This is a genomic window from Prescottella sp. GW823-FHT02E09 (assembly GCF_058797375.1).
This window is the reverse complement of record NZ_JBXAJP010000006.1, coordinates 204461-217539: the sequence shown is the minus strand read 5'-3', so window position 1 is coordinate 217539 and position 13079 is coordinate 204461. Positions and strand designations below refer to the sequence as shown.

Sequence of the window (13079 nt, the reverse complement as noted above, 5' to 3'; positions counted from 1 at the left end):
GCCATTTGGCCAAACTGTGTTCTATCGTGTCTCTGCGCGACCGTCGGTCGGTGAGGGCATCGGTCCTGGTCCGGCCCCGGTGGGCGTGGCGGCGGGGTCGTGCGCCGAGGATTCGCGCACAGATCAATTCACAGCTGAGGACCGGGGGAATGACCGTGGTATCGAAGGCCGATGTGATCGTTGTCGGCGCAGGGTTGGCGGGGCTGACGGCGGCCCGCCGACTCGTGGACGCAGGACTGACCGTGCAGGTAGTCGAAGCTCGTGACCGGGTCGGTGGTCGCACGCTCAATCACGACCTGGGGGACGGCCGGATCGTCGACTCCGGCGGCCAGTTCGTCGGCCCGACGCAGGACCGGGTCCTGGCCCTGGCCAAGGAACTCGGGGTCGAGACCTTCTCGACCTACGATCAGGGGCTGAGTACCTACGTCAAGAACGGCAGTGCCAGGACGTTCTCCGGTGACGTCCCGCCGGACGTGGCTGCGCTGGCCGACGTGGGTGCAGTGATGCTGCGGGCGAACCGGACGGCCAGGTCGATCCCGGTCGACGAGCCCTGGAATGCGGCCGGTGCCAGGGCTCTCGACTCTCAGTCGTTGACGACGTGGGTTCGGCGCGGAGCGGTCACCGATGGGGGGCTGGATCTTCTCAACATCTTGCTGGGCTCGGCATTCGGTGGTTCCGCGACAGACGTGTCCGCGCTCTTCGGCCTGTGGTACATCGCGGGTGCGGGCAACGAGTACACCACCGGCACCGTCGACCGGATGATCGGAGTACGTGGGGGCGCGCAGGATTCGAGATTCCACGGTGGCGCCCAGATGCTCTCGTTGCGGCTCGCCGAAGAGCTCGCAGATGCGGTGGCGCTCGGTGAACCGGTGCGAAGAATCGAACAGGACGACCACGGCGTGCGCGTCATCAGCGACAACGCGCAGTGGAACGCGAAGCGCGTCATCGTTGCCGTCCCGCCGGCCCTCGCCTGCAGAATCTCGTGGGATCCGCTGCTCCCGGCCCAGCAGGACGCGCTCTTCTCCCGCATGGCACTCGGCACGCTCTGCAAGATCGAGGCCGTCTATCCGGAACCGTTCTGGCGCAAGGAAGGACTGTCCGGGCAGGGTGTCTTTCGCGATCCGACCTCGCCGGTGTGCTCGATGTTCGACAACTCCCCACCGGACGGTGGCCCCGGCATTCTGATGGGCTTCGTCGGTGGTGCTCAATGGCGGCGGTGGGTTTCGTTGCCTGCCAGTCAGCGCCGTGGCGCGGTGCTCCGGGCGTTCGCCACGGTCGTCGGGAAGGGGGCGCTCGCACCCGTCGACTGGATCGAACAGGACTGGACGAAGGAAGAGTGGACGCGCGGCGGCCCGACGTCGGTGCTCGCTCCCGGTGTCGTCACCGAACTGGGGATGTGGCGCGACGTGCCCTTCCATCGAGTGCACTGGGCCGGTGCGGAGCACTCGCCGTACTGGAACGGGTACCTCGACGGTGCCGTCCGCTCCGGTGAATCAGCTGCAGCCGAAGTTATTGCAGCCGAAGGAAAGATGTGATCATGTCCAACCGATTTGTGATCAGAGCGCAGCGCAATCTCGCCGTCACGCTCGACGAGGTGTGGGAACTGACGTCGGACACCGGTCGCTACGGCGACTGGGTGGTGAGCGTCCGGGAGGTAACCGAACACCACGGCCCCGCGACCGTCGGCAAGTCGTACCGTGAGCGGGTCACGTCGGTCGGTCCGCTGACGTCGCGAGCCGAGTGGACCGTCCGGACCCTCGAGCCCAAGAGGCGGCGAATCGACTCCGGGGTCGGCCTCGCACCGCTGCGCGATGTCGTCAACGTCTTCCGGTTCGAGCCGATCGGCGACGCCGCTACCTCGATGACCTACGAGTTCCACTTCACGCTGGGGCCGGCCCCGCTCGGCGCGCTCGTCCACAAGATCCTCGGTTCCTCGATGGCCGCTGCGTTCGACGAGTCGATGCACACACTCGAGACGGTCATCCTGTCCGAACGTCCGACACGGCAGGAGCTACGGGAAGGGGACGAAGTCCGATGACAGCAACGAAGACGGCAGATTCCGTGCAGGCGATGATGTTGGGCGTACATGTGCTCGACACACTGGTGCGCCCGGTGGAGAGCATTCCCGAGGGACAGGACGGTGCCCTCGTCGAACAGATCGCCATCTCGCCGGCCGGAACGGCGGGTGGGACGGGCCTGGTCCTGTCGCGTCTGGGGGCGCAGGTGCGCGCCGCGGGCGCGATCGGGGACGACGTGGTGGGCGAAATGCTCACCCTGCTGCTCGAACGCGAGGGTGTCGACACGTCGCTGCTGCACAAGATTGCCGGTGCCCAGACGTCCGCCTCGGTTCTTCCCATCCGCCCGGACGGCTCGCGGCCGGCACTGCACGTGGTCGGCGCGAATCAGTTCCTCGGCGAGCATGTTCCGTGGGACGAGCTGGCGGGTGCCGACGTCGTGCACCTGGGGGCGGTGGAGTTCTACGGCGGCGACCTCGGTGCGCAGATCCTCGAGCGGGCACACGAGCACGGTGCGATCACCTCGGCGGACAGCCTGGCGCAGGGCCTGCCCGGAGTGCTCGACTACATCCGAGCGGCGCTGCCGCACATCGACTACCTCCTGCCCAACGACGAGCAGGTGATCGGGTGGACCGCGGCGTCGTCTTTGCGTGAGGGCTGCGAGCGCCTGCTGGAACTGGGCGCGCGGTGCGTGGTCGCCACCGCGGGAGCGGAGCCGACGGTGGTCGCCACCGCGGGCGGCATCACGGAGGTGCCGGCTTTCCCGGTCGACGTCGTCGACACCAGCGGTTGCGGCGACGCGTTCTCGGCCGGATTCCTGCGGGGCATCAGCCTCGGACTCGACGTCGTCGGTGCCGCCGAGTTCGGCAACGCCACTGCCGCGCAGACCGCGCAGGGGCTCGGCAGCGCCTACGGGACGTACGACGCCGACACGGTGCGCGCGTTCATCGCGGCACGTCGCCCAGCGCAGGATCTCGTGTGACGAGCGCCGGTGCGTTGACCGAACTGCGCGCGTCGGTCGCCGAGACCGCCCGTCAGGTCGGCGCGCGGGGGTTGGTGCTCGGGAGCGCCGGCAACGTCAGCGCCCGCGACGGCGACGCGGTCGCGGTCACCGCGAGCGGCGTGCACCTGATCGACGCGACCGTCGACGACATCACCGTGGTGGACCTGGACGGCCGGCGGATCGAGGGCGCGTTGCGCCCGACCACCGAGCTCCAGATGCACCTCGGCATCTACCGGTCGACCGCGAACAGCAGTGTGGTCCATGCTCACTCGACGTCGACCGTCGCGCTGTCGTTGGTGGCCGACGAGCTACCTCCGGTGCACTATCAGCAGCTTCTGCTCGGTGGTGCCATTCCGGTGGTCCCGTTCGCGGCGTTCGGGAGCGAGCAACTCGCCACGTCGACGGTCGACGCCCTGGCACACCGCAACGCGGCGATCCTCGCGCATCACGGCTCCGTGGCGGTGGGCCACTCGTCGACCGAAGCGCTCGACCGGATCGTGCTGTTGGAGTGGCTGTGCGAGGTCTATCTCCGCGCCGCGGCGGTGCAGCAACCGCGCGCGCTCACGCCGGCCGACCTGCAGTCGGTGATCGAGATGGCGATCGCGACGCAGTACGGGGAGAAGCGCCGCATGTGAACGCTGGGGCGGTTCCTGACGCCGGTCAGACCGCGTCGGACTCCGGCTCCGGACGCTGCCGCGGCCGCTCGTGCTCCCGGGCGAACGGTCCGGTGGGCGCGCCGTGCGCGAGGACGGCGTGCTCGTAGGCCGACTCGGCGTGCAGCGCGAGGTCGATGCCCGACGTCTCCTGTTCGGCGGTGACGCGGAAGCCGACGAGTCGGTCGATCAGCTTGCCGAGGCCGTACGTGACACCGAACGCGTAGAGGCCGACGACGGCGACCGCGAGCACCTGCTTGCCGAGCTGGGCGAACCCGCCGCCGTAGAAGAGGCCCTCGACGCCGCCGGTCATGACCTCCGAGGCGAGCAGGCCGATGAGCACGGTGCCGACGAGGCCGCCGACCAGGTGGACGCCGACGACGTCGAGGGAGTCGTCGTAGCCGAGGCGGAACTTCCAGCCGACCGCGAACGAGCAGACGGCACCGGCCACGACACCGATGATCGCGGCGCCGACCATGCCGACCCAGCCGCACGACGGGGTGATCGCGACGAGTCCGGCGACGACGCCCGACGCGGCACCGAACGTGGTGGGGTGGCCGTCGCGCTTCTGCTCGACGAACAGCCAGCCCAGCAGGCCGGTGCAGCCGGCGACGAGGGTGTTGAGGAACACCGCGGCGGCGGTGCCGTCGGCGGCCATCGCGGAACCGGCGTTGAAGCCGAACCAGCCGAACCACAGCAGGCCGACGCCGAGCAGGACCATCGGCAGGTTGTGCGGGCGCATCGGCTCGTTGCGGAACCCGAGACGCGGGCCGAGCACCAGCGCCAGGGCCAGGGCGGACGCGCCGGAGACGATCTCGACGACCAGTCCGCCCGCGTAGTCGAGCACACCGAGCTTCGAGATCCAGCCGTCCGGTCCCCACACCCAGTGCGCGACGGGCACGTAGACCAGCAGTGCCCACACCGGGACGAAGACCATCCACGACGAGAACTTGGCCCGGTCGGCGATCGCGCCGCTGATCAGAGCCGCGGTGAGGATCGCGAACGTCAGCTGGAACGTCGCGAACAGGAACTCGGGCACGCCGGACCGCGCGGTGTCCGGGGTGATGCCGGCCATGCCGAAGTGTTCGAGCCCGCCGATCAGTCCGCCGCCGACGTCGTCGCCGAACGCCAGGCTGTAGCCGGCGACCAGCCACACCACCGTGACCAGCGCGATCGAGATGAAACTCATCATGATCATGTTGAGGACGCCCTTGGAGCGGACCATGCCGCCGTAGAAGAGGGCGAGGCCGGGCGTCATCAGCAGAACCAGCGCGGTGCTGATCAGCAGCCACGCGGTCGTCGCGGGATCGATCGTCTCGGGCATGTGAACTTCTCCTCACCGGCGGGGTGTCACCGCACGCGAGAATCGACGATCGCGTCCTGCAGTTTCGGCGGAGGGGCGGGCGTGTTGCTTCTGTGTTTCGGAAATCTCTCCGTGTCCGGTGTGCGGGATTCGGGTGGGGTGTCACTCCTGCGCCGCACTGTCGGCGATCGCCGGTACTCTTTCGCCGTGGCCCTGTACCGGAAATATCGACCAGCTTCGTTCGCGGAGGTGGTGGGTCAGGAGCACGTCACCGAGCCCCTGAGCACCGCACTCGACGCCGGACGCATCAACCACGCCTACCTGTTCTCGGGTCCGCGCGGCTGCGGTAAGACGTCGTCGGCCCGGATCCTGGCGCGCTCGCTCAACTGCGTGCAGGGGCCCACGTCCACGCCGTGCGGCGAGTGCTCGTCGTGCATCGCGCTCGGCCCCGGTGGGCCCGGCAATCTCGACGTCATCGAGCTCGACGCCGCCAGCCACGGCGGTGTGGAGGACACCCGAGAGCTGCGCGACCGCGCGTTCTACGCGCCCGCCGAGTCGCGGTACCGGGTGTTCATCGTCGACGAGGCCCACATGGTCACCACTGCGGGCTTCAACGCGCTGCTCAAGATCGTCGAGGAGCCGCCGGAGCACCTCATCTTCATCTTTGCGACCACCGAGCCGGAGAAGGTGCTGCCGACCATCCGGTCCCGCACGCACCACTACCCGTTCCGGCTGCTCGCGCCGTCCACGATGCGCGGACTGCTCGAGAAGATCTGCGCGCAGGAGCACGTTCCGGTCGAGGACGCGGTGTACCCGCTCGTCATCCGCGCCGGCGGCGGCTCGCCCCGTGACTCGCTCAGCGTGCTCGACCAGCTGCTCGCCGGCGCCGGCGACGAGGGCGTCCGGTATTCGCGGGCGCTCGCACTGCTCGGTGTCACCGATGTCGCGCTCATCGACGAGGCCGTCGACGCGCTGGCCGCGAACGACGGCGCGGCTCTGTTCGGCACCGTCGACAAGGTGATGGACGCCGGGCACGACCCGCGCCGTTTCGCCGTCGACCTGCTCGAACGGCTGCGGGACCTCATCCTCATGCGGGCCGTGCCCGACGCCGCCGAACGCGGGCTCGTCGATGCCCCCGGCGACGTACTCGACCGGATGCGCGAGGAGGCCGAGCGGATCGGCCCCGCCACCCTGGCCCGCTACGCGGAGTTGGTGCACGACGGGCTCGGCGAGATGCGCGGTGCGACGGCGCCGCGTCTGCTGCTCGAGGTGATGTGCGCCCGGATGCTGTTGCCGTCCGCCACGGACGCAGAATCGGCTGTGCTGCAACGTCTCGAGCGGATCGAACAGGGTGTGGCGATCCCCGCCGCCGGTGCCGCCGCGGCACCCGCCCCGGCTGCCGCGCCGCGCCCGGCCGCTGTCGAGCCGCCGCCGTCGGGCCCGGTCTACCAGCGTCCGTCGCAGCGCCGTGAGGCCGAGGCCGCGCCGGCCCCCGAGCCGCAGCGCCCGCCCGAGCCCGTCCGTCAGCCCGAGCCCGTCCGTGAGCCCGAGCCTGCGCGACAGCCCGAGCCTGCGCGACAGCAGGCGCCCGTTCGGCCGCCGGAACCCGCGCCCGTGCCTGCTCCCGCACCGGAAGCTCTACCTACGCCGGAACCCGTTCGTGCGCAGGAACCCCCGCGTCGGCCCGAACCGGCCGCCGCACCCGTGGCTGCCGTCGCGCCCGCCCCGGAGCCCGTTGTGGCCGTCCCGGAGCCCGAGTCGGCCCCGCAACCTGCTCCGGCTCGAGCGGGGGCGTCCGGTCGACCGGACGCCGCCGCAGTCCGAGCGGTGTGGTCCGAGGTGCGGGCCAAGGTGCGCGACCGCAGCCGCACCGTCGAGGTGATGCTGTCCGGCGCCACCGTCCGGTCGGTGGACGGTCCGCGCCTGGTCCTCACGCACGACTCGGCTCCGCTGGCCAAGCGCCTCGTCGAACCCCGCAACACCGACGTGATCGGTGCCGCGATGAGTGATGTATTCGGCGGCGACTGGGAGGTCACGTGCGAGCACGGCACCGCTCCGGCGCCGCAGACGGCCCCCGCCAGGTCTGCGCAACAAGCGAAAGCTCCTGCCGCTCCGCGCTTCTCCCGGCCCAGCCAGGGCCGGGCGGCCGTGGCGCCCCCGCCGTCGGCGCCCCGGTCGTCCTCGTCGGACCTCGACGACATCCCACCGCCCGAGGCCCCGGACTACCCGGACGATCCCGGGCCACCGCCCGTCGACTACGAGGCCACCCCTCCTCCCACCACCCCGGAGGACGAGGAGGAGATGATGGCCGAGGCGGCCGTGCCGGTGGACCAGGCGAGCCGCCGCGACCCGGACGACGTCGCCGAGGAGTTCCTCGGCGAGATTCTCGGCGCGCGCAGGATCGACGGCTAGTCGCCGGATTCCCGGTCGCCTCCGCCGGAGATCCGGCTAGGCGGGTGCGGCCGACGGGCGCCGGATCGGGTCCGTCGGTACCGACGACTCCTCCAGTGTGAAGTCGACTGTGGCGCGGTTGATTCCGCCGATTCCGGGACGGGGATCGATGACGGACGTCGCCGGGGCGTCGTGCCGGATCCAGTCGTCGCGCTGGAAGTACAGGCGGGTAGTCACGGTGCGCCTACCCGGCGCCTTGACCGTGACGTGCAGGTGAGCCGGCCGCCAGGGGTTCCAGCCCTCGTTCGCGATGAACCAACCGGTCGGGCCGTCGGTCGGAATCTGATAGGGCGCCGGCGTGATCGTCGCGACGGTGAAACACCCGTCGCTGTCGGTCGTGGCCGTGTCCGTCGGCGTGCCCGAGTGGACCGTTCCGGCGTTGGTGCTGCGGCGGACCTGGATGGAGGCGCCGCGCACGGCCCGACCCGAGCCGTCGTGGATACGCCCCGTCAGCACCAGTGGGCCGCCGACTGGATGCCGTGAAGGTGCGAGGGCGGTGGTGTCGGGAGTGGGCGAGCGGAAGCGGGCCGGCACGAACGTCGAGAAGAACACGGAAGATCCCTTCGGCTGGACTACGTTGGCGGACAGACGGTCAGATCGTGCGGAGCGACGATGACGGGGACACCCCGAATCGGCTGCGGTAGGTCGCCGCGAAGCGGCCGGTGTGGGGGAAGCCCCAGCGCAGGGCCACCGCGGTGACCGTGTCACCCGGTTCTGCGGCGAGGAGATCGTCGTGCGCGCGGACGAGTCGGATGTCGTTGAGATACTCGGTCGGACTCCTGCCCACGTACTGCCGGAACCCTTCCTGCAGTCGGCGCACGCTCACGCCGGCCTGCTCGGCCATCTCGCCGGCCGTCCACCGATGCGCGGGGTCGCCGTGCAGGGCGTCGATGACCCTCTTGACGATTCGTGGCCGCATCGCGCCGGTGCTCGCCGTGCCCGCCGAGGCTTCAGCGTCATCCGGTACGGCCGCGAGTACGAACGCGGTGGTCACGGCGCTGAGCAGTTGGTTCGCGACCAGATCGTTCTGCAGCAGACAGTTCGGTCCTGCCATCTGCTCGGAGAGCGATTCGACGAACCGCATCCACGTCGCTCCGGCCGGGGTCGTCAGGTCCAGCTGGCCGGGGAGTCGGCGATCGGGCCGCGCGAGAATCCGGTGCATCTCCCGTTCGAGGTACTCGTGATCGAAACGGACACCGATGATTTCGCATGAGGCGGCCCAGTGGGGCATCCGGGTCGCGGTGTCGGGTGGGCATACCGTCGCGCTGCCCGGCAGCGACGACACCTCACGCCCGCCGACGATCGAGTCGAGTCGACCCGACACCGGAATGTTCACACCGTACGCGCCGGGGTGATCGGACCGGATCGACACGTCCGCACCCCACGCGAGCCGCGCGATACGGACCGGTCCGGTACCGGTGTTGCGCAGGTACGCGCCGCCCGTGGGTCCGCTCGAGCGAGGCGTGAGGGTGTGTGGAAAGTAGGCGTCCGCGACCACCTGAGAGATCTCGTCCCAGTCTCGTGACTCGATCCTGCCCGGCGGCATCGACATCGTTCCGACCTCCCGACTCGCGGTCGGTCCGCGTGCCTCAGGTGTATGAATCAATTGAACGCCGACGGCGCGAGTGCCGCCAGGGGTGCCGGACCGCCGGTGGAAGGTTCCCGCGTGATCCGGATCGGTTCCGCGCCGTTCGGACAATTCAAACGAACACTCAATCGAGTCACGCGGGGGCGTCGCCTGGCAATGATCGAGACATTGTCTCACCTGTTGTCTAGCCTGATCGGCATGCTTGTTGTGACGACGAACGACATTCCTGGCTGGGAGATCCAGCGCGTGATCGGCGAGGTCTTCGGACTGACCGTCCGGTCCCGCAACATCGGCTCCCAGATCGGTGCCGGCCTCAAGTCGCTGGTCGGCGGGGAACTCCAGGGCATGACGAAGAACCTCACCGAGAGCCGCAACGAGGCGATGAGTCGACTGGTCAACGAGGCGGCCCAGCGGGGCGGGAACGTGATCGTCGCGATGCGATTCGAGACGTCCGACCTCGGCGGCAACTGGTCGGAGATCTGCGCCTACGGCACTGCGGCCTACGCGGTACCGATCACCGATGCGGCGAGGCAGACCGCCGCGGAACCGGGTTACGGCGGTCAGTAGTCCCGGGAAGTCGGGACCGGTGTCCCTGGTGCTCGGGACGACGGGCCGCGGAGGCTGACCGTCGAACGCGGTGTGCGCGTTCCGGCAGACGCCGCCCGGCCGGGCGGTGCGCCGCGACCCGAAGGAGCACCCGTGAGTGCAGTGAAATCGTCGGAGTTGTCGGCGGACGACGCGGCCGTCGAATCGAAGCGCCGGCCCCGGACGTGGGCGTATTGCGGGGTGCTGGCCGGTCTCGCCGGAGTGGTCGGTATCCAGGCCAGCGGTGTGGTCGACGCGGTGTACACCGAGAGCGTCGCCGGCGATGCGGTGGCGATCGCGGAGCGGCTCGCCGACCAGCGAACCGGGATGGTCGTGATGCACGTGGCCCTGATGATCGCGGCGCTGCTGATGCTGGTGTTCGCGGCGGGTTTGGCCCGGCGCCTGGCCGACCGGCTGCCGGGGGGCACGCTGCTGCCCGCGGTTGCCGCCGGCGGGCTGGTGCTCACCAGCGCGGCCTGCCTGCTCGGCACGGGGTTCACCACCGAACTGGTCTTCGGTCTCGGCCACCTCGACGAACTGGTGCCCGAGTACGCCGTGGTGGGCGCGCACTGGATGGGCACGATCCCATGGTTGTGGGCGGGGGTCGGTGTGAGCGCGCTGGCGGTGGCGGCGGCGCTGCTGCGGCACGGTGCGGGACCGCGGTGGATCGGCTGGGCGTCGCTGGTCCTCGGCGGTCTCACTGCCCTGTTCGGAGTGTCGCCGCTGCAGTACATGGCCGGCTTCACCGGTCCGGTCTGGCTTCTGGTCGCGGCAGCCGGTTTCGCGTTCGGTGACGCGGCGCGCCGATAACGGCTCATACTGCTCCACGGGCTCGCACGACACGGAGGGGGAGCATGGCCGAGCGAATCGCCGGTGGGGGCGCGCCCGTGGCCGCCGCGGCGGTGGCGGTGACCTGTTGGACACTCGTCGTGCTGTCCGTCGTGGCCCTTCTCGCCGCGGATCCGACCATCGACTCCAATCAGCTGTTCTTCCTCGTCGACATAGTCGGGGCGGCGGTGTACGGGACGGTGGCGGGTGTCGTGCTGGCCCGACGGGTGCACCCCGTCCCGATCATCCTGGGGGCCGCGGCAATCGGGATCGGACTCGCCGCGCTGGGGTACAGCTACTCGCAATGGGGGATGGTCCGGCCCGGCCTGCCGTGGGTGGACGTGTTGTCGCCGCTGCAGAACACCGCGTGGATCCCGGGCACACTCGCGCTGTTCCTGGTCATCCCGTGGCTCGTCCGTGATCACCGTCTGGATGCGGTGGGGCGGATCGGGCTCGTGGCCGGATCGGTGGTCACCGCGTGGTTCTTCTGGGCTCGCACGTTCGCCGATGTGCCGCCTGTCGCGCTCGTGACCCCCGTCGTGGTCGTCGGCCTGCTCGCCGCCGCGGACGTGACCCGGCGGTGGCGTCGCGGTCCCGTCGACGAGAGGATCGGTCTGGGGTGGCTGGCGTCGGGGACCACGCTCATGGCGTTGTCGTTCGTCCCGTTGATGCTGCCGTCGACCTGGCCGGGACTGTGGATGTTCACGCCGGCGATGCACCTGGTGGTGCAGCCGTTCTTCCTCGCCGCGATCTTCGTCTCGGTTCTGCGGCAACGCATGTGGGGACTGGATCTGGCGGTGAGCCGGGCCGTGCTGGCGGGCAGTCTGACCGCGCTGCTGATCGGATTGTACGTCGTCGTCGCGACGGTGCTGGCGAAGCTGCTGCCCGCGGGAGACTCGACCGGCGCGCAGGTGGCGGCCGCTGCCGCCGTCGCGGTCGCGGTGCAACCCGCACGAATCTGGTTGCAGCGCAGAGTTCACCGGCTCGTCTACGGTTCGGGAACGGAGCCGGGACACGCGGTGCGCGAGTTGGGTCGGCACTTCGGCCGCGCCGAAACCCCGACCGAGTTGCTCGAGGGACTGGCCGCTGGTGTGGGTCTGGGGCTGCGGCTCGAATCGGTGACCGTCCACCGTTCGGGCGGCGCGGTGGTGGCGCAGTGGGGGATCGCGACCGGCGCGGTGGAGTCGGTCGAGTTGGTGCACCGCGGTGCCCCGGTCGGGTGTCTGTCGGTGACCGCTCCGCCGGGCGAGTTGCTCGGTATCCGTTCCCGGAAGTCGCTGTCGGAGTTGGCCTCCGTCGTCACCGCCGGACTCGTGGTGTTGCAGTCCTCGGAGGATCTCGCGACGGCACGCCGCCGGCTGGCCTCGGTGCGGGTCGAGGAGCGCCGGATGATCCGGCGCGAGTTGCACGACGGACTCGGGCCGTCGCTCGCCGGAATCCGGCTGGGACTCCAAGGCGTTCGCAACCTCATGCCGGTCGATCCGGCCGCCGCGAGCGGTCTCCTTGACTCGCTCCAGGAGCAGCTCGACCACCAGGTCGACGGCGTCCGTTCACTGGCCCGCAGCCTGTTCCCTCCCGTGCTCGACGAACTCGGACTCGCCGCGGCACTCGACGAACTCGCGGCCGGATACGCCCGCAGCGGATTCGACCTCGACGTCGTGGCCGATGTGTCGGACGAGTCGCCGGGATTGAGCCGACAGGTCAGTGCGGCCGCGTACGGCATCGCGGTGGAGGCGGTCACCAACGCGCGTCGGCACAGCGGGGCGTCGGGTTGCCGGGTCGAGGCGTCGTGCGACCTCGACGACGCGGGATCCGCGGTCCTCACCGTCGTCGTCCGGGATGGTGGACGGGGCTTCGAGCCCGCCGGATCGTCCGGTGTCGGCACGCGGTCGATGCGCGAGCGTGCGGACGAGCTCGGCGGCACGGTCACCATCGAATCCGCCTGTCCCACCGGTACCGTCGTCACCGCCCGCCTGCCGTTGGCGGCATCGTGAGCGGCATCGCCGTCGCCGTCGTCGACGACCACCCCGTCTTCCGTTTGGGCATGGTTGCGTTGCTGTCCACCCTCGACGGAATCGACGTGGTGGCGCAGGCCAGCTCCGCGGTCCAGGCACTCGAGGTCGTCACCGCCGACGTCGACGTCGTGCTGATGGACCTGGAGCTGGGGGACAGTTCCGGGATCGACGCCACCCGCTCGCTGTGTGCCCGGTTCCCCGGCGTGCGGGTCCTGGTGGTGACGATGCACGAGGACGAGGATTCGCTGCTCGCCTCCATCCGTGCCGGTGCCCGTGGCTACCTGGTGAAGGGTGCGGACCCGGACGAGGTGGAGAGGGCGATCCGGGCCGTTGCACACGGTGACTTGATCGTCGGCGCCGCCGTGGCGGCCAAGGCAATGGCGGCGGTCGCGGCACCGCGGCCGCGGTCGGGTGTGTTCCCGGGGCTCACCGATCGCGAACACGAGGTCCTGGACCTGATCGCCCGCGGCCACGACAATGCCGCCATCTCGCGGCGACTCGTGCTCAGTCCCAAGACCGTTCGCAACCACGTCTCGAACGTGCTGGCCAAACTGGGGCTGCCGGACCGGTCCGCGGCGATAGTGCGGGCGCGGGAGGCCGGGCTCGGCGCGTGAGGAACGGTGTGCGTCGTCCCGAAT

At 70.2% G+C, this 13079-nt stretch carries 12 protein-coding genes; 9 read left to right on the top strand and 3 right to left on the bottom strand.

What is annotated here, in order from left to right:
* The first annotated feature begins 149 nt into the window (after window positions 1-149).
* Genes AC1RIF_RS17195 through AC1RIF_RS17180 form a run of 4 tightly spaced genes read left to right on the top strand, consistent with a single transcriptional unit; the run spans window position 150 to window position 3653 of the window.
* A complete protein-coding gene (locus AC1RIF_RS17195) occupies window positions 150-1535 on the top strand; it encodes a flavin monoamine oxidase family protein (RefSeq protein ID WP_492602568.1) in 1386 nt (461 codons plus the stop codon).
* 2 nt (window positions 1536-1537) lie between these two features.
* Window positions 1538-2038, top strand: a complete 501-nt coding sequence (locus AC1RIF_RS17190; protein ID WP_492602567.1) for an SRPBCC family protein — start codon at window positions 1538-1540, stop codon at window positions 2036-2038.
* Window positions 2035-2997 carry a carbohydrate kinase family protein gene (locus tag AC1RIF_RS17185; RefSeq protein ID WP_492602566.1) on the top strand — a complete coding sequence of 321 codons (963 nt, stop codon included), beginning with the start codon at window positions 2035-2037 and terminating at the stop codon, window positions 2995-2997. The genes AC1RIF_RS17190 and AC1RIF_RS17185 overlap by 4 nt, the downstream gene beginning before the upstream one ends.
* On the top strand, window positions 2994-3653 hold the full coding sequence (locus tag AC1RIF_RS17180) for a class II aldolase/adducin family protein (RefSeq protein ID WP_492602565.1): 660 nt from the start codon (window positions 2994-2996) through the stop codon (window positions 3651-3653). The genes AC1RIF_RS17185 and AC1RIF_RS17180 overlap by 4 nt, the downstream gene beginning before the upstream one ends.
* Window positions 3654-3678: 25 nt before the next feature.
* Here the strand turns inward: AC1RIF_RS17180 and AC1RIF_RS17175 are convergent, their stop codons facing one another.
* On the bottom strand, window positions 3679-4995 hold the full coding sequence (locus AC1RIF_RS17175; RefSeq protein WP_492602564.1) for an ammonium transporter: 1317 nt from the start codon (window positions 4993-4995) through the stop codon (window positions 3679-3681).
* A 186-nt stretch (window positions 4996-5181) separates the two neighbouring features.
* Here AC1RIF_RS17175 and AC1RIF_RS17170 point away from each other — a divergent pair, with 186 nt between their 5' ends.
* Window positions 5182-7386 carry a DNA polymerase III subunit gamma and tau gene (locus AC1RIF_RS17170; RefSeq protein WP_492602563.1) on the top strand — a complete coding sequence of 735 codons (2205 nt, stop codon included), beginning with the start codon at window positions 5182-5184 and terminating at the stop codon, window positions 7384-7386.
* A gap of 36 nt (window positions 7387-7422) precedes the next feature.
* Here the strand turns inward: AC1RIF_RS17170 and AC1RIF_RS17165 are convergent, their stop codons facing one another.
* Entirely contained in the window at window positions 7423-7977 is a 555-nt protein-coding gene (locus tag AC1RIF_RS17165) for a dioxygenase family protein (RefSeq protein ID WP_492602562.1), read from the bottom strand.
* Between the two features lie 40 nt (window positions 7978-8017).
* Window positions 8018-8977 (bottom strand): AraC family transcriptional regulator, encoded by a 960-nt coding sequence (locus tag AC1RIF_RS17160; protein WP_492602561.1) that lies wholly within the window; start codon window positions 8975-8977, stop codon window positions 8018-8020.
* A gap of 234 nt (window positions 8978-9211) precedes the next feature.
* Here AC1RIF_RS17160 and AC1RIF_RS17155 point away from each other — a divergent pair, with 234 nt between their 5' ends.
* The 4 genes from AC1RIF_RS17155 to AC1RIF_RS17140 all read left to right on the top strand — a co-directional run bounded on the left by AC1RIF_RS17155 (window position 9212) and on the right by AC1RIF_RS17140 (window position 13055).
* Window positions 9212-9580, top strand: a complete 369-nt coding sequence (locus AC1RIF_RS17155; protein WP_492602560.1) for a YbjQ family protein — start codon at window positions 9212-9214, stop codon at window positions 9578-9580.
* Between the two features lie 141 nt (window positions 9581-9721).
* Window positions 9722-10408, top strand: coding sequence for a hypothetical protein (locus AC1RIF_RS17150; RefSeq protein WP_492602770.1), 687 nt, complete (start codon window positions 9722-9724; stop codon window positions 10406-10408).
* Between the two features lie 44 nt (window positions 10409-10452).
* Window positions 10453-12420 carry a sensor histidine kinase gene (locus tag AC1RIF_RS17145; protein ID WP_492602559.1) on the top strand — a complete coding sequence of 656 codons (1968 nt, stop codon included), beginning with the start codon at window positions 10453-10455 and terminating at the stop codon, window positions 12418-12420.
* Window positions 12417-13055, top strand: a complete 639-nt coding sequence (locus tag AC1RIF_RS17140; RefSeq protein ID WP_492602558.1) for a response regulator transcription factor — start codon at window positions 12417-12419, stop codon at window positions 13053-13055. Before AC1RIF_RS17145 ends, AC1RIF_RS17140 begins: the two co-directional genes overlap by 4 nt.
* The last annotated feature ends 24 nt before the right edge of the window (window positions 13056-13079 follow it).

Bases quoted from the DNA above. Each gene is read 5' to 3' on its own strand.
- AC1RIF_RS17160 (WP_492602561.1), bottom strand. From the start codon at position 8,977: ATGTCGATGCCGCCGGGCAGGATCGAGTCACGAGACTGGGACGAGATC.
- AC1RIF_RS17190 (WP_492602567.1), top strand. From the start codon at position 1,538: ATGTCCAACCGATTTGTGATCAGAGCGCAGCGCAATCTCGCCGTCACG.
- AC1RIF_RS17145 (WP_492602559.1), top strand. From the start codon at position 10,453: ATGGCCGAGCGAATCGCCGGTGGGGGCGCGCCCGTGGCCGCCGCGGCG.
- AC1RIF_RS17155 (WP_492602560.1), top strand. From the start codon at position 9,212: ATGCTTGTTGTGACGACGAACGACATTCCTGGCTGGGAGATCCAGCGC.
- AC1RIF_RS17175 (WP_492602564.1), bottom strand. From the start codon at position 4,995: ATGCCCGAGACGATCGATCCCGCGACGACCGCGTGGCTGCTGATCAGC.
- AC1RIF_RS17185 (WP_492602566.1), top strand. From the start codon at position 2,035: ATGACAGCAACGAAGACGGCAGATTCCGTGCAGGCGATGATGTTGGGC.
- AC1RIF_RS17195 (WP_492602568.1), top strand. From the start codon at position 150: ATGACCGTGGTATCGAAGGCCGATGTGATCGTTGTCGGCGCAGGGTTG.